Here is a 21779-nt window from a genome sequence, read left to right as displayed (position 1 = left end):
AATTGCAACTTTTCAGCGCTTGGCCAGGCGGGTCGCGTGGTAGCGGTCGATGCGCCAGGCGTCGCCGTCGCGCTTGAAGACCGCCGTTTCCAGAAAACCGTAGGGGGTTTCCACGCCGTCGCTGGCGATCCAGACGGCATCGTTGCTGACCGTGGTCCAGGCGACGTCGCCCTGCGCCTGGGTGCGGAATCCGTGCAGGCCGGCCCGTTGCCGGCCCAGCGCGGCGCTCGACATCAGCAGCGCCATGACGGCGGCCTTGTCCAGGATGCGGTCCTGCTCGATCATGAGGAATTGCGCCGTCAGCCCGGCGTCGACCGCGCCCCAGTCATGCAGTTCCAGCGCGCGGTGCCAGTCCGTCAGGGCCGCCTCGGCGGCGCGGGTGTCGGATTCCGGGGTCTGCATGGTCATTCCTCTCTGGCAAGTGGGGACAGCATCGTCACTCCGCAAAGGTTAGCATGGACGCCAGCCTTCAGCTCGGTTATCGTAGCAAAAGATCAATAACCACTCTGAGGAAAACAATGCGCATTTTGCAGGCAGTACGCTCCAGCTTGACCCTGATTGCCACCTTGCTGTGCGCCGGCTGCGTGGCCATCGTGCCGCAGTCCGGCCCGGCGCCGTCCAGCACCGGCGCCAACGGCGGCGGCCCGCCGTTTTGCCAGAGCTCGCCGGACGGCAAGTCTGTGGCCTGCGGCAACGCCGCCGTGTTCTGCCAGAAGTCGTCCGACGGCAGCGCGGTCGCCTGCGGCGGCAAGGCCGGTTTCTGCGAGACCTCGGCCGACGGCAAGCAAGTCGCCTGCGGCGGCGCGGCGGCGTTCTGCGCCAAATCGAAGGATGGCGGCAAGGTGGCCTGCGGCGGCGCCGCGCCGTTTTGCGAGAAGTCGGCGAACGGCCAGAACGTCGCCTGCGGCGGCAAGGCGCCGTTCTGCGAGCACTCGGCCGACGGCCACCAGGTCGCCTGCGGCGGCGCGGCGCCGTTCTGCCAGGCCTCGCCCGACGGTTCGTCCGTGGCCTGCGGCGGCCAGTAGCGCCCGGTCGCCTACCGGAAGCGACACGGGAGAAAAAAACGCTCGTGTCGGCTTTTCCGCATTCTATTCCCGCCAAATTGCAGTGCGTCGTCGCGGCCTCGATCTTATGGTTTAACCAATTATCATGGCGTCTCCAAATCCAAGGAGACACCTGATGAAACTGAGCACTTTACTGAGCGCGACCCTGTGCCTGTCCGCCGCCATGTGCGCAGCGCAGGCGCAGCAATCGCCGCGCCAGCTGGCCAACGCCGCCGGCACCGCGCTGGAGAAGAAGGACTACGCGGCGGCAATCAGCGCTTACCGCGCCGCGCGCGAGGGCGGCTATCGCGACGCCACGCTGATGTACTTCCTGGCCGAAGCTAACCTCAAGGCCGGCCACCACGCGGAGGCGCTGGCCGCACTGGAAAACGGCGTCGCCGAAGGCATGCGCCTGGCCGACGTGCTCAACGAGGAACCCGAGCTTGAGCCCTTGCGCGGCAACCCGCGCTGGCCGGCCATCGTCAAGCGCGCCGTCGCCAACGAAGACGCCTACCAGGCCGCACACGCGGACCCCGCGCAATTCAAATTCATCACCAGCGACATCGACCGCTTCTGGAAAGTCTACGAACAACTGCCGGCGTCCGGCGCGCCGGCGCAGCTGCTCGACCAGCAGTACCTGGACGCCGGCAGTGTCGGACTGCAGGGCTTTGTCGCGCGCCGTATCGTCAGCGGCGCCAACCTGTACGCCACCATCAGCAAGCGGCCCAAATACTACGCGGCGATCCGTCCGCTGACGCTGCAGGTGAACCAGTCGGAACCTGCGGTGCGCGCGGCGATGCGCAAGTTCAAGGGCATGTACGACAAGGCGACCTTTCCCGATGTGTACTTTCTGATCGGCGCCATGAATTCCGGTGGCACCGCCTCGCAGGATGGTTTGCTGATCGGCACCGAAATGTTCACCATGGCGCCGGGCGTGCCGACCGACGAACTGACGCCGTGGCACAAGAACGGCATCAATTCCTTTGCGCTGATGCCGTCGCTTGTTACCCACGAGCTGATGCACTTCCAGCAAAAGATGTCGCCACAAAATCTGCTGGGCCACGCCATCAAGGAAGGCGGCGCCGACTTCGTGGCCTCGCTGGTCGTGCAAGGCAACTTCAACGAAAAACTCTACGTCTACGGCTACGCGCACGAGGCGGAACTGAAGCAGGAATTCTTCGCCGCCATGCGGGGCAGCGACATGAGCAAATGGCTTTACGGCGGCGCCAACGAGGCGAGCGGACGTCCGGCCGACCTGGGCTACTTCATGGGCTTCCGCATCTGCCAGGCCTACTACCAGAACGCCAGGGACAAGAAACAGGCCATCGTCGACATTCTCAACATCAAGGACTTCGAGCGCCTGCTTGCCGGCAGCGGCTACCAACGGCCACAATAGCGGCGCCTTAAAAAAACGCCGACCTCTATGGGTCGGCGTTTTCGCTACGTCTTTGTTGGCCGAGGCGAAGCCTACTTGACCGCCGTTGAACTATTCAACCGTAACCGACTTCGCCAGGTTACGCGGCTTGTCCACATCGGTGCCACGTGCCAGCGCCGAGTGGTAGGCCAGCAGCTGCAGCGACACCACGTGCAGGATCGGCGACAGCAAACCATAGTGTTCCGGCAGACGGATCACATGCACGCCTTCGCCCGAGGTGATGCGCGAATCGACGTCGGCAAACACGTACAGCTGGCCGCCGCGCGCGCGCACTTCCTGCATGTTGGACTTCAGCTTTTCGATCAGCGCATCGTTCGGGGCGATGGTCACGACCGGCATTTCCTCCGTCACCAGCGCCAGCGGGCCGTGCTTCAGTTCGCCCGCCGGATACGCTTCGGCGTGGATGTAGGAAATCTCTTTCAGCTTCAACGCGCCTTCCAGCGCGATCGGGTAGTGCATGCCGCGCCCCAGGAACAGCGCGTTTTCCTTGCGGGCGAAGTCTTCCGACCAGGCGATGATCTGCGGCTCCAGCGCCAGCACGGCGGAGATCGCCACCGGCAGGTGGCGCATGGCCTTCAGGTGCTGCTCTTCTTCCTCGTCGCTCAGGCGGCCGTTGACCTGCGCCAGCGAGAGCGTCAGCAGGAACAGCGCGGCCAACTGCGTGGTGAAGGCCTTGGTCGAGGCCACGCCCACTTCCACGCCGGCGCGGGTGATGTAGGCCAGTTTGCATTCGCGCACCATGGCGCTGGTGGAGACGTTGCAGATCGTCAGCGTGTGTTCCATGCCCAGGCTGCGCGCGTGCTTGAGCGCGGCCAGCGTGTCGGCGGTTTCGCCGCTTTGCGAGATCGTCACCACCAAGGTGTTCGGATGCGGCACGCTGTCGCGGTAGCGGTATTCGCTGGCGATCTCGACGTTGACCGGGATCTTGGCCACCGATTCGATCCAGTACTTGGCGGTCAGGCCGGAGTAGTAGCTGGTGCCGCAGGCCAGGATCAGCACGCGGTCGATCTGCTTGAAGACGTTGTAGGCGCCGTCGCCGAACAGTTCCGGCATGATGCCGGTGACGCCTTCGAGCGTGTCGCCGATGACGCGCGGCTGCTCGAAGATTTCCTTCTGCATGTAGTGGCGGTATGGGCCCAGCTCGGCCGCGCCGGTGTGCGCCTGCACGGTCTTGACTTCGCGCGTGACCGGCTTGCCGTCGACGTCGACGATCCAGGTGCGGGCCAGTTGCAGGTCGACCACGTCGCCTTCTTCCAGGTAGATGATCTGGTCGGTGGTGCCGGCCAGCGCCATCGCGTCCGAGGCGACGAAGTTCTCACCCTGGCCCAGGCCGACGATCAGCGGCGAGCCCTGGCGCGCGGCGACCACGCGGTGCGGCTCTTCGCGCGAGAACACGGCGATCGCATAGGCGCCGGTCAGGCGCTTGACGGCTTGCTGGACGGTGTCGAACAGGTCGCCGTTATACATATGGTCGACCAGGTGGGCGATCACTTCGGTGTCGGTCTGGCTCTGGAAGACGTAGCCGAGCGCGGTCAGTTCGGCGCGCAGTTCGTCGTGGTTTTCAATGATGCCGTTGTGAACCAGCGCGATGCGCGCCTGTTCGGTGGTCGGCGAGAAGTGCGGGTGGGCATTGTGCGAGGCCGGCGCGCCGTGCGTGGCCCAGCGGGTGTGGGCGATGCCGGTGAAACCCTGCATGCCGACTTCGGCGATCTGCTTTTCCAGGTCGGCCACGCGCGAGGTGCTGCGCGAACGTTGCAACTGGCCATCCACGTGCAGGGCCACGCCGCAGGAGTCGTAGCCGCGGTATTCCAGGCGCTTCAGGCCTTCGATCAGGATGGGGGTGATGTTGCGTTGCGCTACCGCGCCGACGATGCCGCACATAGAAAACCTCGCTAAAGATAAGTGTAGCCATGCTAGAGCAGTACTTCTGAAATATGCTTTCTAAATCCTGTATATTTTGGAATATTCTTTCATCACGCCAATTACGTGAAATATTATTTCATTTTCGAGGATTATTTTTATGGATGAAGTAGATCGTCGCATTTTGAATGCATTGCAAGTTGATTCGTCGCAAACAAACAGCGAGCTGGCGCTGGCGGTCCACGTTTCCGCGCCGACTTGTTTGCGCCGGGTCAAGCATCTGACCGAGAGCGGGGTGATCCAGCGCCAGGTGGCCATTGTGGCGCCGGAGAAGGTCGGGCCCAGCCTGACGGCGATTGTGGAAATCTCGCTGGATGTGCAGGCCGCCGAGCGCATGGCCGAGTTCGAGGCCCACGTGGCGGCCGACCAGGCCGTGTTGCAGTGCTACCGGGTGGCGCCAGGGCCGGATTTCGTGCTGATCGTCCAGGTGACTGACATGCCGGCCTATCACGCGCTGGCGCACCGGCTGTTCGCCACGCAGACCAATGTGCGCAATGTCAAAGCCTACTTTTCCACCTTCCGCAGCAAATTCGAGACGCGGATCGCGGTTTAGCCAGTTATCCCCGCCTTGTCCATGCGCTTTTGCACAGGTTTATCCACACCGGGCAAAACGCGGGAAATGTTTTCCCGTGTTTTCCATGGCTTTTCCCAGGGCTTTACACTGGCTTATACCCAAGCTTATCCACAGTAAAAAGTTATCCTGAATTACTCACACGATTTCCCACAGGCTTATCCACAGCCCAAGGCGGATCACGGCTGCAGGCCGTGGCGAGGGGTCACTTTTTTGATGAAAGGCGAGTTATCCCGCAGTTTTCCCCGGCTTATACGCCGCTTCTTCAGGGCTTATGCGCAGGCTTCTCCACATTGTTATCCACAAAAAAGCCGGGAAGTATCCCGGCTTGGTGTGGACTTCAGCGTGATTACTTCGGCTTTTTGACTGGACGGCTCCAGCCTTCCACGGTGATCTGGCGCGCACGGGAAATCGTCAACTTGCCGGCCGGCGCATCCTTGGTCAGCGTGGTGCCCGCGCCCAGCGTCGCGCCCTTGCCGACGGTCACCGGAGCGACCAGCTGGCTGTCGCTGCCGATAAAGGCGTCGTCTTCGATCACGGTGCGGAACTTGTTGACGCCGTCGTAGTTGCAGGTGATGGTGCCGGCGCCGATGTTGACGCGCGAGCCGATCGTCGCATCGCCGATGTAGGCCAGGTGGTTGGCCTTGCTGTGCGCGGCGACCTGGCCGTTCTTGATTTCGACGAAGTTACCCACGTGCACATCCTCCGCCAGCACTGTGCCGGGACGCAGGCGCGCATACGGGCCGATGACGGAGACTTCACCCACCACCGCCTGTTCGATATGGCAGAACGGCTTGATGTGGGCGCCGGCCAGGATGCGGGAGTTGATGATCACACTGTGCGGTCCGACGCGCACGCCGTCCGCCAGCTCGACCTTGCCTTCAAACACGCAGCCGACGTCGATGGTGACGTCGCGACCGCAAATCAGTTCGCCGCGCACGTCGATGCGGGCTGGGTCCATCAGCGTCACGCCCTGTTCCAGCAATTTCAGGGCGATATTGCCTTGGTGGATACGTTCCAGTTCGGCCAATTGCACCTTGCTGTTCACGCCGGCCACTTCCCACTGCGCCGACGGCTGGGCCGAAACGACAGGCACGCCGTCCGCCACCGCCATGGCGACGATGTCGGTCAGGTAGTACTCGCCCTGGGCGTTGTTGTTCTTCAGCGCGCCCAGCCATTGCTTCAGGCGCGCGGTCGGCACCACCAGGATGCCGCTGTTGATCTCTTTAACGGCACGTTCGGATTCGTTCGCATCCTTTTGCTCGACGATGCGCACAATTTCGCCATTTTCACGAATAATGCGGCCAAGCCCGGTCGGATCGTCCTGCACCACGGTCAAAATGCCCAGCTTGTCGTTGCCGGCCACGTCCACCAGCGCTTGCAGCGAAGCGGAGGTGGTCAGCGGCACGTCGCCGTACAGGATCAGCGTGGCGGCGCTGTCGTCCAGTTCAGGCAAGGCCTGCATGACGGCGTGGCCGGTGCCCAGCTGCGGTTCTTGCAGCGCGGTGGCGACCTTTTCCGGCTGCGCGGCCAGCATCTCCAGCACCGCAGCGCCCCCATGTCCGTAAATCACGCATAATTGGCTGGCAGACAAGCTGCGCGCCGTATCCAGAACGTGCGACAACAGCGGCTTGCCCGCCAGCGGATGCAACACTTTCGGCAACGCGGATTGCATGCGTTTGCCCATGCCGGCTGCGAGGATAACTACGTTCATAGGTGCCAAATCACAGAGTTAATTAAAGCGAAAGTTTAACATGCCAGATATCCACAACCGCGCACTGCGCCGCCTTTTCCTGATCGTCGTGATGGCGGTGCTGGCCGGATGCAGTTCGCTGCGCCTGGTCTACAACCACGGCGATACGCTGCTGTACTGGTGGCTGGACGCTTACGTCGACTTCAACGCCGATCAAAAAGGCTGGGTCAAGAAGGATATCGACGAGCTGTTCCACTGGCATCGCAAGACCCAGTTGCACGACTACGCGCAAATCCTGCAAACGGGACAGCGCCAACTGGCCGGCAACCCGACGGCGGCCGACCTGATCAACGACTACGACGAGGTCAAGAGCCGCACCCAGCTGCTGCTGTTCAAAGCGCTGCCGGAACTGGCGGACCTGGTGCGCTCGCTGCAACCCGCACAGATTGCCGCACTGGATAAGAAGTTCACCGCCAATAACGCCGAGTTCCGCAAGAAGAACATGAAGGGCGACACCGATGCGCAACTGAAGTTCCGCTATAAAAAATCGATGGAGCAATTCGAGCTATGGTTCGGTAACTTCAGCGCCGAGCAGGAAGCGCAGATCCGCAAGGCTTCCGACGCCCGCCCGCTGGACAACGACATCTGGCTGGACGAGCGCATGCGCCGGCAGAAAAACATCCTGACGCTGGTGCAAAAGGTGCAGCGCGAAAAGCTGAACAAGGAGGCGACGATGGCCTTGATCCACACGCTGATCAAGGATTCCTTCGACCGCCTCGAACACTCCGAGCGCAAGCAATTCTTCGACGCTTATGAAGCTTCCACGGCGCAGCTGGTCTTAACCGTCATCAAGATCGCCACGCCGACCCAGAAAGCCCACGCGCAGAAGCGCATGCAAGGCTGGATCGACGACTTCAACAACCTGGCTGCGGAACCCCGCTAAGGCCCATATGGTATAGTGGCTCCTGTTGAATCAATGACTTAGAACACAGCCACATGCCAAAAAAGCTCGCCAACAAGCCCGCGAAACCAGCCAAAGTGCCGGTCCACGGTCCCCAGCACAGCAACCAGGTGCGCATCATCGGCGGCGCCTGGAAGCGCACGCCGCTGCCGGTGCTGAGCGCCTCCGGCCTGCGGCCGACGCCGGACCGCGTGCGCGAGACCGTCTTTAACTGGATCAATCACCAGCGCGACGGCGATTGGGCCGACGCTCAGGTGCTGGACTTGTTCGCCGGCAGCGGCGCGCTGGGTTTCGAAGCGGCCAGCCGCGGCGCGCAATCGGTGACGATGATCGACACCGTGGTGCCGGTGGTGCGCCAGCTGGAGGACATCAAGGCCAAGCTCAAAGCCGAAAACGTGCAGATCATGCGCGCCGACGCGCTGGCCGTGGCCCAGTCGGCCGCCATGCGCGGCCAGAAGTACGACCTGATCTTCCTCGATCCGCCCTACCAGCAGGAGTTCCTTGAACGCTGCCTGCCGCTGTGCACGCGCATCTTGAAAGAGGGCGGCCTGATCTACGCCGAATCCGGCATGGCGCTGGAGTTCGAAGAGGGCGACACGCCGGATTGGATGGCGCCATGGGAAGTGCTGCGGGCTGACAAAGCCGGAATGGTGTTCTTTCATTTGTTAAAGCACAAGCAAACGGCAGCTTGAACGGCCCGCATTTGGCGCTAAAAGGACTGCAAGCAGCCCCAAATTAAGGCAAACAGGGATTTTCAGGCATAATGCGCGTTCTATATTGGTGCACTGCAAGGAGCCGCGATGGTAGTAGCCGTTTATCCAGGAACTTTTGATCCGTTGACCCGTGGTCACGAAGATCTGGTGCGTCGCGCATCCGGTCTGTTCGACACGCTGGTGGTCGGTGTAGCCGACAGCAAGAACAAGAAACCGTTCTTCTCGCTGGAAGAGCGCCTGACCATCGCCAACGAAGTCCTGGGCCACTATCCCAACGTCAAGGTCCAGAGTTTTTCCGGCCTGCTGAAGGATTTCGTGCGCGAGCATGACGCCCGCGTCATCGTGCGCGGCCTGCGCGCCGTGTCCGACTTCGAATACGAGTTCCAGATGGCGGGCATGAACCGCTACCTGCTGCCGGACGTCGAAACCCTGTTCCTGACCCCGTCCGACCAATACCAGTTCATCTCCGGCACCATCGTGCGCGAGATCGCGGTGCTGGGCGGCGACGTGTCGAAGTTTGTTTTCCCATCGGTCGACCGCTGGCTGCAAAAGAAAATTGCCGCCAACGCCGCCGCCGAGCAATAAGCGAGTTCCATCATGGCCTTGATGATCACCGACGACTGTATCAATTGCGACGTATGCGAGCCTGAGTGCCCGAACGACGCGATCTACATGGGCGCCGAAATTTACGAAATCAATCCGGACAAGTGCACCGAGTGCGTCGGCCATTTCAATGAGCCGCAATGCCAGCAGGTGTGCCCGGTCAGCTGCATCCCCTTCAATCCCGCCTGGCGCGAGACCGAAGAGCAATTGCGCGACAAATTCGACCGTTTGCAAGCCGCCAGCAAGGCCTGACGAGCCTAAAAAAGCATGACCGTGCGGCCAAATTGCGCCGCCACGCGTTTTTGCGCGACTCCCAATGGTATATTCCAGCAACGCCTACATCGCGGGCGAGATGCGGGCATCTATCATCCTCGGAGACAACTCATGAATCGCAGAAATATCATCAAGCGCCTGATGGCGGCCGCCTTCCTGGCCGGCAGCTTCAGCCTGCCCGCCTTTGCCGCCGTGGAAGTGGCCGGCGTTAAATTCGACGACACCATCAACGTTTCCGGCAAGGAACTGAAGCTGAACGGCGCCGGCCTGCGCACCAAGGTCATCTTCAAGGTCTACGCCGCCGGCCTGTACCTGACCGAAAAGAAAACCTCGGTGCCGGACGTGCTGGCCACCCAGGGCCCGCGCCGCGTGTCGATCACGATGTTGCGCGAAGTGAGCTCGGAAGAGTTCGGCAAAGCCTTCCTGGAAGGCCTGAACAACAACACCGACAAGAATGAACGCAGCAAGATCGCGCCGCAAACGATGAAGTTCGGCGAAGTGTTCGCGCAGATCCAGACGTTGAAAAAGGGCGACCAGATGCTGCTGGACTGGACCCCGGGCGAGGGCACGCAGTGCTCTCTGAACGGTAAGAAGATCGGGGAATTGATGCCTGACATGGCGTTCTACAACGCTGTGCTGCGCATCTGGCTGGGCGACCATCCGGTCGACAGTTCGCTGAAACCTGCCCTGCTGGGCGAGAAGTAATGCTGCGGCGCGGTACCGGAGGCTCGGTACCGTTGCTTAATTTCTAGGCACGTGCAGCCATGGCGCGCAGTTCGGCGGCGTGGCTGGGATCGCGTTCCATCGCATTGAGCATGCGCTTGAGCATCATTGCATCGCGCATCTGGCGGCGCTGCAGCTGCTCTTCCTTGCTGCGCTTCGGCTTGATAACCAGCATGGCGGCACGCGCCAGGCCGCGCAGCAGCGGTTTGAACAGGACGATCAGCGCGCACACGGCGCCGCTGACCAGCGCCAGCTCACCGGCGGCGACCAAGGAAAAATTTTGTACGATTGAGATGATGGTAGACATGTTGTAGCACTGCATTTAGAATCAAGTGTAACTATAGTGCAGCGCAACATAAGTATCCAATTTACTTCCCCGATAACAATTATTCGTTTGGTGAATGGGATGCTTGTCATTGACGTGAAATCCATATTTCTCGATACTGTACCGACCCCAACCCCACATCCCGAGCCGACATGAGCTTTTTGACGCTAGACTTGAATTTGTTACGCGTCTTCGACGCCGTGATGACAGAGCAGAACCTGACACGCGCCGCCGGCCACTTGGCCATGACCCAGCCCGCTGTTTCCAACGCCATCAAGCGCCTGCGCGAGAGCCTGGGCGACGAATTGCTGATCCGCACCGCCTACGGCGTCAAGCCGACCCCGCGCGCCGAGGCGCTGTGGCCGTCGGTGCGCAGCGCACTGGCCAGCCTGGAAGCGGCGGTGGCGCCGGAAACCTTCGACGTCTCGGCCGCCCACGCCACCTTCCGCATGGCGATGGCCGACGCCACCGCCGCCTTCTGGCTGCCGTCGCTGATGCGCTCGATCGAGAGCGAGGCGCCGGGCGTCAACGTGCGCATGGTGCCGCTGACCACGCGCGAGCCGCGGCCGATGCTGCTGCGCGGCGATATCGACCTGGCGGTGGGCTTCTTCCCCGGCGTGGCGGCGCAGCTGTCGTACGAGACCGGCTCGCCGATCCGCCATGAACGGCTGTATTCGGGACATTATGTGTGCGTGATGCGGCGCGACCATCCGCTGTCCAAGGTCGACCTGACGCTGGACAACTATTGCAAGGCCAATCACCTGCTGGTGAGTTTTTCCGGCCGCGCGCACGGCCTGGTGGACGAGGCGCTGGCGCAGATCCAGCGCGAACGCCGCATCCTGCTGACGGTGAACCAATTCTTCACCGCCGGCCGCGTGGTGGCCAATTCAGACTTGATCACCGTGCTGCCGCGCCACCTGATCGCCTCGACCGGCATGACCGACGCGCTGGTTTCCAAGGAATTGCCGTTCACCCTGCCGGCCGTGCACCTGGACATGCTGTGGCACGAGCGCGATGCCCGCAGCCCGGCCCATAAGTGGCTGCGCATGCATCTGGAAGGCATGAACACCGTGGCCCAGCGCACCGCGCCCGGCACGGCGCCCAAGAACGACACCTACTGATTACTCGTGGCTGGAGCGGTAGCCGACGCGGAAACCGCCCCAGTGCTTGCCGTTCACATAAATCGGCGCCGACAAGTCGTGCATCACTTCCCCCGTATCGCGCTTGTAGGTTTGCAGCAGGAAGGGCTTGGTGTTCGCGCCGCAGCGCTTGCCGGTGCGGTCGCTGAAGATGCGCTTGGTGCGGTTGTTGACCATATCGACGTCGTAATTGCCCGTCAACGGCTGCGAGAACTTCTTGTTGTGGGTGGGGAAATAGCCGTTGTTATCCACAGCACCGGCGTAGGCCAGCTGCGGCATGGCCGCCAGCAAACCTTCCTGCAACTGCGGCAGCGCGCGGTCGGTGAAATCGTCGAAGCGGGTCTTGTGCTTGGGCGGGTCGGTGTTCGGGATAGGCGTGTAACTGCGGTCGAACAGCGCATCGCGCGTGATCTTGCCGGAAGAGATAGCCGCCTCGAAAATCCGTCCCACCTGTGCCGCCGCCTGCTGCGCGGCGATACGGATCGCGTCGTGCGAGGTCTCGATCGACGATGCTCCCAGCGCGCCGGTGATGACTTCGGCCCGCTCCGCCAGCGCCATCGCCGAACTGGCCGCGCGCGGCAATTCCTTTTCCGTGGATAACAGGCTGTCGCGGATGCTGGCGATGGCCGTGGCGATTTCCTCGGTGGTGGCGACGTGCTCGCGCGACGCCCTGGCGATCTCGCCGATCTCTTCCTCCGATACCCCGGACGAACGTTCGATATTGCCCAGCAAACCATGCACCGTTTCCACGTTGCCGGCCGCGTCGCTGACCTTCAGCGCCAGCGAATTCATGCCGGTCGCCGCCTGTTCGGCCTGTTGATTAATCTCGCGCACCATGGTGCTGATTTCGTCGGTGGCTTCCTTGGTGCGCAGCGCCAGCTGGCGCACCTCGCTGGCGACCACGGCAAAGCCGCGTCCCTGTTCGCCGGCGCGCGCCGCCTCGATGGCGGCATTCAGCGCCAGCAGGTTGGTGCGGGCCGAGATTTCGCTGATGGCCTCGGTAAAACCGTAGATTTTGCGGGAATTGGTTTGCAGGCTGGCCATGACGGCCGCCGCGGTCTGCGCATCCTGGCGCGCCGTGTTGATGCGCTGTAGGCCGTGATCGGCCTCGGTGCGGCCCGCCACCGTCTCGCCGCGCACCTGGGCGGCGATCTTGGCGGCGCGCTCGGCATTGGCGGCGATGGCGGCGGTGGCCTGCGCGTTGTGGGACGCGCTGCGGACGATCACCTCGGCCGTGCCCACGTCCAGTTCGATTTTCTTTTTGACGGACTCGACGAAATACGAGGTTTCCGCCGCGCCGATCATGATGGCGTCGATTTCGTCGCCAACCACCTGGGCGAAGCGGCGCACGCCGCCCTCGTCCTTGTTCAGGCCGGCGGCCCACCAGGCCAGCAACGCCCCGGTCAGCGCCGCCGGCGCCGCTGTATAGACCAGCGCGGCGCCGTCGCCAATGGTCAGCTTGAACAAATATGCAAGGCAGGTACCACCAGCCGTCGCGCCCAAGATCCACAATCCACGTTGCACCAGCTTGTGCTGCAAAAGCTTCATTCGTCCCCCGTTTTACCAGGCGCCTTGGGCGTCTCGACTAATTTATTTCCCTGATGCTATTTTATAGGTAACTTGGTGGTATTCTTCACCTCTTCCATGACGGCGTAGGTGTGCGTTTCGCGCACGCCCTTCTGGAGCAGGGTTTTACCCAGGAATTCGCGGTAGGCCGCCATGTCCTTGACGCGGGCTTTGACCAGATAGTCGAAGCCGCCGGCAACCATGTGGCACTCCAGCACTTCCGGTATCACCTGCACGCTGTGTTTGAAGGCGTCGAACACTTCGGGTGTGGTGCGATCGAGCACCACTTCGATGAAGACGAGCAGGGACACATCCAGCAACTGCGGATTCAATTGAGCAGTGTAGCCCATGATGTAGCCGGATTCGTGCAACTTGCGCACGCGTTCCAGGCAAGCGGCTGGTGACAGGTTCACCCGCGCCGCCAGTTCCACATTGCTGATGCGGCCATCGCTCTGCAATTCCATCAAGATTTTTTTGCTGATCTTGTCTAACATTTCCGGGAACTCCCAAATAAATATTATTTGGTTAAATTGTCGCACTAAAAACAATCTATTGCTAGTCCCCTGCATTACCAGAATTAATCCAGAAGAAATCCCACTACAATCGAATCATCAGCAGTTGACTCAGATTCACGCTCTCCGGCACTCGCAGGCAGAGCGTTTTTTTGTCATCAGCTGCGCCCAAATTTTCCTTCTGAGAGTAATCAATGCAAGCAGCAGCAGCCACCGGTTTTACCCCTTTCGCCGCCATGCAGGCCGAAATCCTGCGCGACCCGATTCCCCTGCGCGCAGCAGTGACGGCGGCCTATCGCCGTGACGAAGTCAGCGCCGTTCAATGGCTGCTGGAACAAATCAAGAACAACGACGCCGGCACCTTGCAACAGGCCCAGCAACTGGCGCATAAACTGGTCAGCTCGGTGCGCGAACAGCGCACCCGCGCCTCCGGCGTCGACGCCCTGATGCACGAGTTTTCACTGTCGTCGGAAGAAGGCGTGGCGCTGATGTGCCTGGCCGAAGCACTGTTGCGTATTCCCGACAATGCCACCGCAGACCGCTTGATCGCCGACAAAATCAGCAAGGGCGACTGGCGCAAGCACCTGGGCGAATCGCCTTCGCTGTTCGTCAACGCCGCCACCTGGGGTCTGCTAATCACCGGCAAGCTGGTCTCCACCAGCAGCGAAACCGGCCTGGGCTCGGCGCTGACCAAGCTCATTTCCAAGGGCGGCGAACCGCTGATCCGCAAGGGCGTGGACCTGGCGATGCGCATGCTGGGCAACCAGTTCGTCACCGGCCAGACCATCGATGAGGCGATCAAGAACGGCCAGTCCAACGAGGCGCGCGGCTATCGTTATTCTTATGACATGCTGGGCGAAGCGGCGCTGACCGAAGCCGACGCCAAGAATTACTACGCTTCCTACGAAACCGCGATCCACGCGATCGGCAAGGCATCGAACGGCCGCGGCATCAAGAACGGTCCCGGCATTTCGGTCAAACTGTCGGCGCTGCACCCGCGCTACAGCCGCGCCCAGCGTAGCCGCGTGATGGAAGAACTGCTGCCGCGCGTGCGCGACCTGATGCTGTTGGCCAAGCACTACAACATCGGCCTGAACATCGATGCGGAAGAGGCTGATCGCCTGGAACTGTCGCTGGACCTGGTTGAGGCCCTGGCCTACGACCCCGAACTGGCCGGTTTCGACGGCATCGGCATCGTCGTGCAGGCTTACCAGAAGCGCTGCCCCTTCGTCATCGACTACCTGATCGACCTGGCCAAGCGCAGCGGCCGCAAGTTCATGGTGCGCCTGGTCAAGGGCGCGTATTGGGATGCCGAGATCAAGCGCGCGCAGGTCGATGGCATGAGCGGCTATCCGGTCTACACCCGCAAGGTCTACACCGACGTATCCTACCTGGTGTGCGCGCAAAAACTGCTGGGCTCGACCGGCGTGATCTATCCGCAGTTCGCCACCCACAACGCGCAAACCCTGTCGACCATCTACACCTGGGCCAAGCGCGACGGCGTGACCGACTACGAATTCCAGTGCCTGCACGGCATGGGCGAATCGCTGTACGACCAAGTGGTCGGCAAAGACAACCTGGACAAGCCGTGCCGCATCTACGCACCGGTCGGCACCCACGAAACGCTGCTGGCCTACCTGGTGCGCCGCCTGCTGGAAAACGGCGCCAACTCGTCCTTCGTCAACCAGATCGTCGATGAAGCGATCCCGGTCGATTCCCTGGTCAAGGACCCGGTCGCCCAGGCACGCGAACAGGGCGGCCTGCCGCACACCGGCATCGCCCTGCCGCTGGACATGTTCGGCGACCGCAAGAACTCGGCCGGTTTCGACCTGGCCAATGAAGACGTGCTGCGTAAAATTTCGGCGGAACTGGCCGTACCGCGCAGCTGGCGCGCCGCGCCTTTGCTGGCGGGCGGCCTGAGCGCCGGCCAGCCGACGCAGGACGTGAGCAACCCGGCGCAACGCAGCGACATCGTCGGCCAGCTGGTGGAGGCGAGCGCCGCCGACGTTGAAACCGCGCTGACCAGCGCCAGCAATTTCGCCATGGATTGGCAAACCACCGAACCGTCGCTGCGCGCCGCCGCACTGAACCGCGCCGCCGACCTGTTCGAAGCCAACGCCATGGAACTGATGACCCTGGCGATCCGCGAAGCCGGCAAATCGCTGCCGAACGCCATCGCCGAGCTGCGCGAAGCGGTCGACTTCCTGCGCTACTACGCCGGCGAAGTGCATGGCTCGACCAACACCCTGGCGCTCGGTCCGGTGACTTGCATCAGCCCGTGGAACTTCCCGCTGGCGATTTTCACCGGCCAGGTGGCTGCCTCGCTGGCGGCCGGCAACGTGGTGCTGGCCAAGCCGGCCGAGCAAACGCCGCTGATCGCCCACCGCGCCGTCGAGCTGCTGCACGAAGCGGGCATCCCGCAAGCCGCGTTGCAATTCCTGCCGGGCCGCGGCGAAGTGGTCGGCGCCGCGCTGACTGCCGATGCGCGCGTCAAAGGCGTGATCTTCACCGGCTCGACCGAAGTGGCGCAGCTGATCAACCGCACCCTGGCCAAGCGCGCCGTCGCTGAAAACGCCGACATCCCGCTGATCGCCGAGACCGGCGGCCAGAACGCCATGATCGTCGATTCGTCGGCGCTGCCGGAGCAGGTGGTGCAGGATGCGATCTCGTCGGCCTTCGACAGCGCCGGCCAGCGTTGCTCGGCGCTGCGCGTACTGTTCCTGCAGGAAGATATCGCCGACAAGACCATCAAAATGCTCAAGGGCGCGATGCTGGAGCTGCAAGTCGGCTGTCCGGACCGTCTGGTGACCGATATCGGCCCGGTGATCGACGCCGAAGCCCAGCAAAACCTGCTGGCGCACATCAACAAGCTGAAGGCGACCGCGCTGAACTACTTCTCGCTGGACCTGCCTTCCAAGGTGACGGCGACCGGCACCTTTGTGCCGCCGACCGTGCTGGAAATCCGCTCGCTGTCCGAACTGACGCAGGAAGTGTTCGGCCCGGTCCTGCACGTGATCCGCTACAAGCGCGCCGATCTGCCGAAGCTGATCGAGCAGATCAACGAAAGCGGCTACGGCCTGACGCTGGGCGTGCACTCGCGCATCGATGAAACCATCGACTACATCGCCGCGCGCGCGCATGTCGGCAATATCTACGTCAACCGCAACATCGTCGGCGCGGTAGTCGGCGTGCAGCCTTTCGGCGGCGAAGGAAAATCCGGCACCGGTCCGAAAGCCGGCGGTCCGCTGTACCTGAAGCGTCTGCAACGTGGCGCCATCACCGGCACTCAGCACGAGCGCCTGGCGACACCTGGCCTGGATGCACTGGCAGTCTGGTCGAAAACGCACGGCCACGAACGTGCCGCAGCCCTGGCCGAGCAGTACAGCCGCAGCACGATGCTGGGCAACGTGACCGTGTTGCCTGGCCCGACCGGTGAACGCAACACGTTGACGCTGGTTGCACGCGGCTCCGTGGTCTGCGCGGCCGGCACGCAAGCTGGCCTGCTGAACCAGATCGCAGCGACGCTGGCGACCGGCAATATCGCGCTGTTGACGGCGGAATCGTCCAAATTGCTGCCTGCGGACCTGCCGGCGGCGGTCAAGGACCGCATCCAGGTGGTCGGCACTTTGGAAAGCTTCGCCGGCGATTTCCAGATCGCGCTGGTGGAGACGATGCTGGTCGCCGGCCTGCGCACCTCGCTGGCGGCCCGTAGCGGGGCGCTGGTGGGCTTGATCGACACCAACGAGGATGGCGCCATCCCCCTGTGGCGTTTGCTCGCTGAGCGCGCTCTGTGCGTGAATACGACGGCAGCCGGCGGTAACGCCAGCCTGATGACGCTGGACGCATAAAGTAACGATCACCTGTTGTTGTTTTGGGGGCCGGGATAAAACCTGGCCCTTTTTTTATGCCCGCGATCTGACGAGACGGAATCCGAGGTCGTCAATGGCATACGTGGGATGGCTGCGGCGGCGGTTCGTCGCCAGACAGCCGCGTTCGGCATCCGACCAGCCACCGCCCCGGAAGACCCGATACAGGCCATAGACCTCGGGATCATATTGGTCTACGCACCACTCCCAGACATTGCCCAGCATATCGTGCAGTCCCCACAGATTGGGCTGCTTCAAGCCGACCACGCAGGAACGACCGCCGGAATTCTCCCGGTACCAGGCAATGTCGTCGAGATTGCCATAGTGTGGCCCATTGGCGGTCCGATCATCCCGCATGGCGATGCTCCCAGCCGGAACGATCACCATTTCTATGTATTTTCCGCCGGTTGAGTGGCCTTGCAGAAGTTTTCAATCACCTCAAAAGCGTAACGCGAAGCCACGGTTTTGATGAAATGCATGAAATCGACGGCGGCATCGTCATTGGCGTTGTCCGAGATCGTGCGGATGATGGCAAACGGGATACCCAGCTCGAAACACACTTGCGCAACGGCTGCGCCTTCCATTTCCACCGCCAATAAATCGGGAAAAGCGGCTTTCAAGCCCTGAATCTGGGTCAGTTTGCCTATAAATTGATCACCACTGGCGATCAATCCCCGGTGTACCCGCGTGGTTTGTGCGGCTGCGACAGCCAATCGCTGGGTCAGCGCGGTGTCGGTGGCGAAGCGCGACAAGCCTGTCAGTGGGATCTCAAACTGTGGAAAAAGCGGGCTGGCATCGAAATCATGCTGAACCAGCTCTTCAGCGACGACGATATCCCCGACTTTTACATTTTTATCCCCGCTTCCAGCAACGCCGGTGAAGACGATGTGGGTAACTCCGAACTTTTCCACAAGGATGGAGGCTGTCATCGCTGCTGCAACCTTGCCTATACGCGACAGAACGCACACAGCGTCGATTTCCCAGAGTTTCCCGCCCGTGTACTCCCGCATGCCGTGGACGAGCTTGTAGGGGCTCTCAAGGGCTTCTATCAGCCCGTGCTGTTCTTCAGCTAAAGCGCTGATGATGCCTAAACGCATAGTTTTCCTTGGTTTGTAGAGGTGGAGGCTGTGGATTTCACGCTGCTTTTCCACAGCAGTTTACAAAAAACGATCGATTTTAAAGCGTTTTTTGTGGTCAGGAGTGTTTTGAAAACACGAGCAGGCCTTCAGATTCGCGTTTTACGGGTTTAGTAGTTTACAAAAGATTTATATAAAAATAGTAGTAATAGTAAACGACCAAAAGCCTGTGGATAAGTCATGTATACGTTTACAAATCATTTGTTTACGAGAAAGATAAGCGCTTGCATAAGCGCTGTACCAGTTCAGGAGCAATTCTGTATAAAATGACGGCCTTTGGACAACTTCGTCCTTACTCACAAGTCGTCCTGTGGATATCCAGCGAGTTATTCACAGGTGCCTGCTCGCTTTTGATCTGTTTTTCCAGTTCTTCGCCTGAAATCGGCTTGGAAATCAGGTATCCCTGCCCTAAATCGCATCCAGCGGCTGTCAGAGCAGCCAATTGTTGAGGTGTTTCGATGCCTTCGGCGATCACTTTGATGTTCAGCTTGTGCGCCATCGCGATAATTGCCTCGCAAAGCACGATGCCATCTGTGCCGCTGGACAGGTTTGAGACAAAAGTTGGGTCGATTTTGATGTAATCGATATCGAAACGCTTTAAAAACGCCACCGAGCAGTAGCCGGTGCCGAAATCGTCCAGCGAAATCTGCATATGGGCATGCTGGAAAGCCAACATTCGTTCCGAAACCGAGTTGGCCGGGTCCAAAAGCAGGTTTTCGGTCACTTCGATGATGATGCTGTTGGCGTTCAGGTGCAGTTCCTGGAGAAAATCTAGCCATTGCTGGTAGTTGCTGCCGTTGTCGCGGAACTGCCAGGCCGATTTGTTCACGCTGACCTGGAAGTCGGGCAATCCCAGCGCCTGCAATTTCTGTACTTCCTGTGCCGCTTGCTTGAATACCCAGTCGCCGATACCGACGATCATGCCGCTGCTTTCCGCGATGCTGATAAATTCAGCAGGATTCAGCAGTCCGCGTACCGGGTGCTGCCAGCGCACCAACGCTTCCGCCTTGCAAATCTTGCCGCTGGCCAGGTCGATAATCGGCTGGAACAAGATCCGCAACTCATTGTGATTGACCGCTTCGCGCAATTCGTTGACCAGGGTCATGCGCACTCGCGTGGCTTCTTGCATGAACGGAGCGAAATAATTGAAGCGGTTGCGGCCTTGTTGCTTGGCCGCGTACATGGCCTGGTCGGCGTTTTTGATTAAAGTTTCAGCATCGGCGCCGTCTTCCGGGTAGAGCGTGATACCGATGCTGCTCGAAATACGGGCAATATGCTTGTCACCGTCATTGCCCAGGTTGAACGGTGTGCTCATTTGTTTGAGAATTTCCTGGGCGGTGCGCACCACATCGCCGGCGTTGTGCAGCTCGCTGAGGATGATGGTGAATTCGTCGCCGCCCAATCGGGCCACCGTATCGGTGCTGCGCACGGCGTTGGACAAGCGGCTTGCCACTTCTTTGAGTAGCAAATCGCCTTTATCGTGGCCCAGCGTGTCGTTAATTTCCTTGAAGTGGTCAAGATCCATGAAAACCAGCGCCATCGGCAGATGGGAGCGGTCGGTTTTTTTCATTTCCTGGCGCAGATGCTCGTGGAACATGCGTCGATTCGGCAAACCGGTCAGCGCATCGAAATTGGCCTGGCGCCAGATCAACTCCTCCGATGCTTTCTTTTTCGTGATGTCGCTTAACAGCGCGACGTAGCGGAAGGGATTGCCGACCTCATCGTAAACGGTGTTGAAACGCATCGCGACCAGGTAGTCATCGCCATCTTTATGCTGATGCCAGAGTTCGCCTTCCCATTGTCCGGTTTGGGCGATCGATTCGAACATGCGGGTGAAGAAGTTGATGTCTTGCCGGCTGGTCGTCAGTTCGTAGCCGCGGTGGCCGATGACTTCTTTTTCCGTATAGCCGCTCAGCAGGGAGAAGGCTGGATTCACCGTCAATATGCGTCCATCGGCGTCGGTGACCATCATGCCTTCGCCGCTGTTTTGGAAAAGCAGAGCCGCCAGCTTCATGGATTCTTCGTTTTTCTTGCGCTCTTCCTCGTTGGCCAGCAGCTTTTGCTCCATTTCGCGACTGGCGGCATACAGGGAGCGGAAGCGCAGTTCGCGTTCTTCCTGTTTGGTGTAGGTCCGTAGCGAGAAATGACCAGCGCCTGCCATCAGTATCAACAACATGATCAAACCAGCGCCAGCGATCAGGTAGTTTTGTTGGAGCAGCCTGGCCGATTCCGAATCGTTGCTGCCGACGACGATGATCAGCGGCAGGTTTTCAAACACCCGATAACTGAACACGCGGGTGAGGTGGTCGGCATTGCTCACGGTCTTGAACGTGCCCGAACTGGCGCGACGTACGTTGTCGAACAGGTCGGTCGATCCCAGGTCGCGGGCAAATGATTGTTCGAAGTTGGGTACGCCAGCGATCACTTTGCCGCCGCTGTGCATCAGCGTGATCGAGATATCGGAACTGAAGCGCGAATTTTCAAATACCGTGACATAGCGGTTGACGTTGAGGGGCGCGACGATTACTCCCAGGAATTCACCCTTGGAACTTTCCACACGTCGGCTGAGAAAAAGTAGCCGTTGGTTGCTGCGCCGTCCTATTGCTGGTACGCCAATGAACAATTTGCCACGCATGGCGACATCGAGATGGGCTTTGAAGTAATCGCGATCTCCGTATTTTGTGCCGGAAATGTTGTTGCCAGTGGAGGTGGCGACCGCTTCGCCTTTCGCATCCAGGAAACTGATCCAGTACTCGCTGTTGAAACCTGAGCCGCGTGAAGACAACAGCTCCAGCATCGTTTCTGGCGAGCGTCGTTGTTGAGGCGTCAGAACTTTGATGGCGTTGGCAAATCCAATCAGCGACAAGTCGATCGACTGTATCGAGTACAGCACGTGCGCTTCCATCGCTTTGACATAGTGCTCGGTCTGGGTTTTGACGGCGAGTTCGCGTTCGACGTAGGCGGTGCGGAATTGAGAAACGACCACAGCAATGGCAAGCGCAGCCATGAGGAAAAGGCCGGTGATCAGACGTCGCCGAAAGCGCAGATAAGCCGGCGACCGCATATTTTTGCGCTGTGAGGACAAAATGTCTCCGCCAGGGGCTGTTTGTTTGCGAATCCAGTATAGGGGAAAGCAGATGTTGGCGAAATCTTATTTCCGTTCCAATGGGGTATCAGGCCGTTCAGGCCCCTGCGGCTGTGGTTTTTGGGTTTATGGTTTACTCTAAAGATGTATATATAAAAATAGTAGTAGTTGTTAACGCAGACACTTTTCTGTGGATAAGTGTTCATTTTGGATTA

Annotated in this window: 19 protein-coding genes; 10 read left to right on the top strand and 9 right to left on the bottom strand. The window is 60.5% G+C overall.

From position 1 onward, the window contains the following. Nucleotides 1-12 precede the first annotated feature (12 nt). The gene (locus tag KVP70_RS07370) at nucleotides 13-402 is read right to left on the bottom strand and encodes a DUF4440 domain-containing protein (RefSeq protein WP_217941487.1); all 390 of its coding nucleotides are present in this window, start codon (nucleotides 400-402) and stop codon (nucleotides 13-15) included. 116 nt (nucleotides 403-518) lie between these two features. Here KVP70_RS07370 and KVP70_RS07365 point away from each other — a divergent pair, with 116 nt between their 5' ends. Further along, nucleotides 519-1025, top strand: a complete 507-nt coding sequence (locus KVP70_RS07365; protein WP_217941486.1) for a hypothetical protein — start codon at nucleotides 519-521, stop codon at nucleotides 1023-1025. Between the two features lie 154 nt (nucleotides 1026-1179). Further along, a complete protein-coding gene (locus tag KVP70_RS07360; RefSeq protein WP_217941485.1) occupies nucleotides 1180-2439 on the top strand; it encodes a hypothetical protein in 1260 nt (419 codons plus the stop codon). 90 nt (nucleotides 2440-2529) lie between these two features. Here KVP70_RS07360 and glmS read toward each other — a convergent pair whose 3' ends face one another. Continuing rightward, nucleotides 2530-4359, bottom strand: a complete 1830-nt coding sequence (gene glmS / locus KVP70_RS07355; protein WP_217941484.1) for a glutamine--fructose-6-phosphate transaminase (isomerizing) — start codon at nucleotides 4357-4359, stop codon at nucleotides 2530-2532. A 139-nt stretch (nucleotides 4360-4498) separates the two neighbouring features. On the opposite strand from glmS, the gene KVP70_RS07350 reads away from it, so the two are divergent. Next, nucleotides 4499-4951, top strand: coding sequence for an Lrp/AsnC family transcriptional regulator (locus tag KVP70_RS07350; RefSeq protein WP_217941483.1), 453 nt, complete (start codon nucleotides 4499-4501; stop codon nucleotides 4949-4951). 367 nt (nucleotides 4952-5318) lie between these two features. Here KVP70_RS07350 and glmU read toward each other — a convergent pair whose 3' ends face one another. Continuing rightward, the gene (glmU, locus tag KVP70_RS07345; RefSeq protein ID WP_217941482.1) at nucleotides 5319-6683 is read right to left on the bottom strand and encodes a bifunctional UDP-N-acetylglucosamine diphosphorylase/glucosamine-1-phosphate N-acetyltransferase GlmU; all 1365 of its coding nucleotides are present in this window, start codon (nucleotides 6681-6683) and stop codon (nucleotides 5319-5321) included. Nucleotides 6684-6723: 40 nt separating this feature from the next. On the opposite strand from glmU, the gene KVP70_RS07340 reads away from it, so the two are divergent. From KVP70_RS07340 to KVP70_RS07320, 5 genes are all read left to right on the top strand, one after another. Continuing rightward, nucleotides 6724-7605, top strand: coding sequence for a DUF6279 family lipoprotein (locus tag KVP70_RS07340; RefSeq protein ID WP_217941481.1), 882 nt, complete (start codon nucleotides 6724-6726; stop codon nucleotides 7603-7605). 53 nt (nucleotides 7606-7658) lie between these two features. Beyond that, the gene (gene rsmD / locus KVP70_RS07335) at nucleotides 7659-8315 is read left to right on the top strand and encodes a 16S rRNA (guanine(966)-N(2))-methyltransferase RsmD (RefSeq protein WP_217941480.1); all 657 of its coding nucleotides are present in this window, start codon (nucleotides 7659-7661) and stop codon (nucleotides 8313-8315) included. A gap of 108 nt (nucleotides 8316-8423) precedes the next feature. After that, nucleotides 8424-8921 (top strand): pantetheine-phosphate adenylyltransferase, encoded by a 498-nt coding sequence (gene coaD / locus KVP70_RS07330; RefSeq protein WP_026334762.1) that lies wholly within the window; start codon nucleotides 8424-8426, stop codon nucleotides 8919-8921. A 12-nt stretch (nucleotides 8922-8933) separates the two neighbouring features. After that, nucleotides 8934-9191, top strand: coding sequence for a YfhL family 4Fe-4S dicluster ferredoxin (locus KVP70_RS07325; protein WP_116991290.1), 258 nt, complete (start codon nucleotides 8934-8936; stop codon nucleotides 9189-9191). Between the two features lie 132 nt (nucleotides 9192-9323). After that, the gene (locus KVP70_RS07320; RefSeq protein ID WP_217941479.1) at nucleotides 9324-9917 is read left to right on the top strand and encodes a chalcone isomerase family protein; all 594 of its coding nucleotides are present in this window, start codon (nucleotides 9324-9326) and stop codon (nucleotides 9915-9917) included. Nucleotides 9918-9960: 43 nt separating this feature from the next. Here the strand turns inward: KVP70_RS07320 and KVP70_RS07315 are convergent, their stop codons facing one another. Next, entirely contained in the window at nucleotides 9961-10242 is a 282-nt protein-coding gene (locus KVP70_RS07315; RefSeq protein ID WP_229224665.1) for a hypothetical protein, read from the bottom strand. A 170-nt stretch (nucleotides 10243-10412) separates the two neighbouring features. On the opposite strand from KVP70_RS07315, the gene KVP70_RS07310 reads away from it, so the two are divergent. Then, nucleotides 10413-11381 (top strand): LysR family transcriptional regulator, encoded by a 969-nt coding sequence (locus KVP70_RS07310; RefSeq protein ID WP_217941477.1) that lies wholly within the window; start codon nucleotides 10413-10415, stop codon nucleotides 11379-11381. Here KVP70_RS07310 and KVP70_RS07305 read toward each other — a convergent pair whose 3' ends face one another. Both KVP70_RS07305 and KVP70_RS07300 read right to left on the bottom strand, forming a co-directional pair. Beyond that, nucleotides 11382-12947, bottom strand: coding sequence for a methyl-accepting chemotaxis protein (locus KVP70_RS07305; RefSeq protein WP_217941476.1), 1566 nt, complete (start codon nucleotides 12945-12947; stop codon nucleotides 11382-11384). 56 nt (nucleotides 12948-13003) lie between these two features. Beyond that, the gene (locus tag KVP70_RS07300) at nucleotides 13004-13459 is read right to left on the bottom strand and encodes an Lrp/AsnC ligand binding domain-containing protein (protein WP_008443393.1); all 456 of its coding nucleotides are present in this window, start codon (nucleotides 13457-13459) and stop codon (nucleotides 13004-13006) included. A 212-nt stretch (nucleotides 13460-13671) separates the two neighbouring features. Between KVP70_RS07300 and putA the strand changes: the two genes are divergently transcribed. Then, nucleotides 13672-17325 (top strand): trifunctional transcriptional regulator/proline dehydrogenase/L-glutamate gamma-semialdehyde dehydrogenase, encoded by a 3654-nt coding sequence (putA, locus tag KVP70_RS07295; protein ID WP_217941475.1) that lies wholly within the window; start codon nucleotides 13672-13674, stop codon nucleotides 17323-17325. A gap of 54 nt (nucleotides 17326-17379) precedes the next feature. Here the strand turns inward: putA and KVP70_RS07290 are convergent, their stop codons facing one another. From KVP70_RS07290 to KVP70_RS07280, 3 genes are all read right to left on the bottom strand, one after another. Continuing rightward, the gene (locus KVP70_RS07290; RefSeq protein WP_229224664.1) at nucleotides 17380-17730 is read right to left on the bottom strand and encodes a formylglycine-generating enzyme family protein; all 351 of its coding nucleotides are present in this window, start codon (nucleotides 17728-17730) and stop codon (nucleotides 17380-17382) included. Nucleotides 17731-17732: 2 nt separating this feature from the next. Beyond that, nucleotides 17733-18440, bottom strand: a complete 708-nt coding sequence (locus KVP70_RS07285) for a 5'-methylthioadenosine/adenosylhomocysteine nucleosidase (protein ID WP_217941474.1) — start codon at nucleotides 18438-18440, stop codon at nucleotides 17733-17735. A 331-nt stretch (nucleotides 18441-18771) separates the two neighbouring features. Beyond that, nucleotides 18772-21564, bottom strand: a complete 2793-nt coding sequence (locus KVP70_RS07280) for a bifunctional diguanylate cyclase/phosphodiesterase (RefSeq protein ID WP_229224663.1) — start codon at nucleotides 21562-21564, stop codon at nucleotides 18772-18774. Nucleotides 21565-21779 lie beyond the last annotated feature (215 nt).

This window comes from Duganella violaceipulchra (assembly GCF_019166075.1).
Taxonomy (GTDB): Bacteria; Pseudomonadota; Gammaproteobacteria; order Burkholderiales; family Burkholderiaceae_D; genus Rugamonas; species Rugamonas violaceipulchra.
Note: the sequence above shows the minus strand (reverse complement) of the source record. Positions and strands in the feature narration are given on the sequence as shown.

Bases quoted from the DNA above. Each gene is read 5' to 3' on its own strand.
- KVP70_RS07310 (WP_217941477.1), top strand. From the start codon at position 10,413: ATGAGCTTTTTGACGCTAGACTTGAATTTGTTACGCGTCTTCGACGCC.
- KVP70_RS07340 (WP_217941481.1), top strand. From the start codon at position 6,724: ATGCCAGATATCCACAACCGCGCACTGCGCCGCCTTTTCCTGATCGTC.
- KVP70_RS07285 (WP_217941474.1), bottom strand. From the start codon at position 18,440: ATGCGTTTAGGCATCATCAGCGCTTTAGCTGAAGAACAGCACGGGCTG.
- KVP70_RS07370 (WP_217941487.1), bottom strand. From the start codon at position 402: ATGCAGACCCCGGAATCCGACACCCGCGCCGCCGAGGCGGCCCTGACG.
- KVP70_RS07315 (WP_229224665.1), bottom strand. From the start codon at position 10,242: ATGTCTACCATCATCTCAATCGTACAAAATTTTTCCTTGGTCGCCGCC.
- KVP70_RS07305 (WP_217941476.1), bottom strand. From the start codon at position 12,947: ATGAAGCTTTTGCAGCACAAGCTGGTGCAACGTGGATTGTGGATCTTG.
- KVP70_RS07300 (WP_008443393.1), bottom strand. From the start codon at position 13,459: ATGTTAGACAAGATCAGCAAAAAAATCTTGATGGAATTGCAGAGCGAT.
- rsmD (WP_217941480.1), top strand. From the start codon at position 7,659: ATGCCAAAAAAGCTCGCCAACAAGCCCGCGAAACCAGCCAAAGTGCCG.
- glmU (WP_217941482.1), bottom strand. From the start codon at position 6,683: ATGAACGTAGTTATCCTCGCAGCCGGCATGGGCAAACGCATGCAATCC.
- glmS (WP_217941484.1), bottom strand. From the start codon at position 4,359: ATGTGCGGCATCGTCGGCGCGGTAGCGCAACGCAACATCACCCCCATC.
- putA (WP_217941475.1), top strand. From the start codon at position 13,672: ATGCAAGCAGCAGCAGCCACCGGTTTTACCCCTTTCGCCGCCATGCAG.
- KVP70_RS07350 (WP_217941483.1), top strand. From the start codon at position 4,499: ATGGATGAAGTAGATCGTCGCATTTTGAATGCATTGCAAGTTGATTCG.
- KVP70_RS07325 (WP_116991290.1), top strand. From the start codon at position 8,934: ATGGCCTTGATGATCACCGACGACTGTATCAATTGCGACGTATGCGAG.
- KVP70_RS07320 (WP_217941479.1), top strand. From the start codon at position 9,324: ATGAATCGCAGAAATATCATCAAGCGCCTGATGGCGGCCGCCTTCCTG.
- coaD (WP_026334762.1), top strand. From the start codon at position 8,424: ATGGTAGTAGCCGTTTATCCAGGAACTTTTGATCCGTTGACCCGTGGT.
- KVP70_RS07290 (WP_229224664.1), bottom strand. From the start codon at position 17,730: ATGGTGATCGTTCCGGCTGGGAGCATCGCCATGCGGGATGATCGGACC.
- KVP70_RS07365 (WP_217941486.1), top strand. From the start codon at position 519: ATGCGCATTTTGCAGGCAGTACGCTCCAGCTTGACCCTGATTGCCACC.
- KVP70_RS07360 (WP_217941485.1), top strand. From the start codon at position 1,180: ATGAAACTGAGCACTTTACTGAGCGCGACCCTGTGCCTGTCCGCCGCC.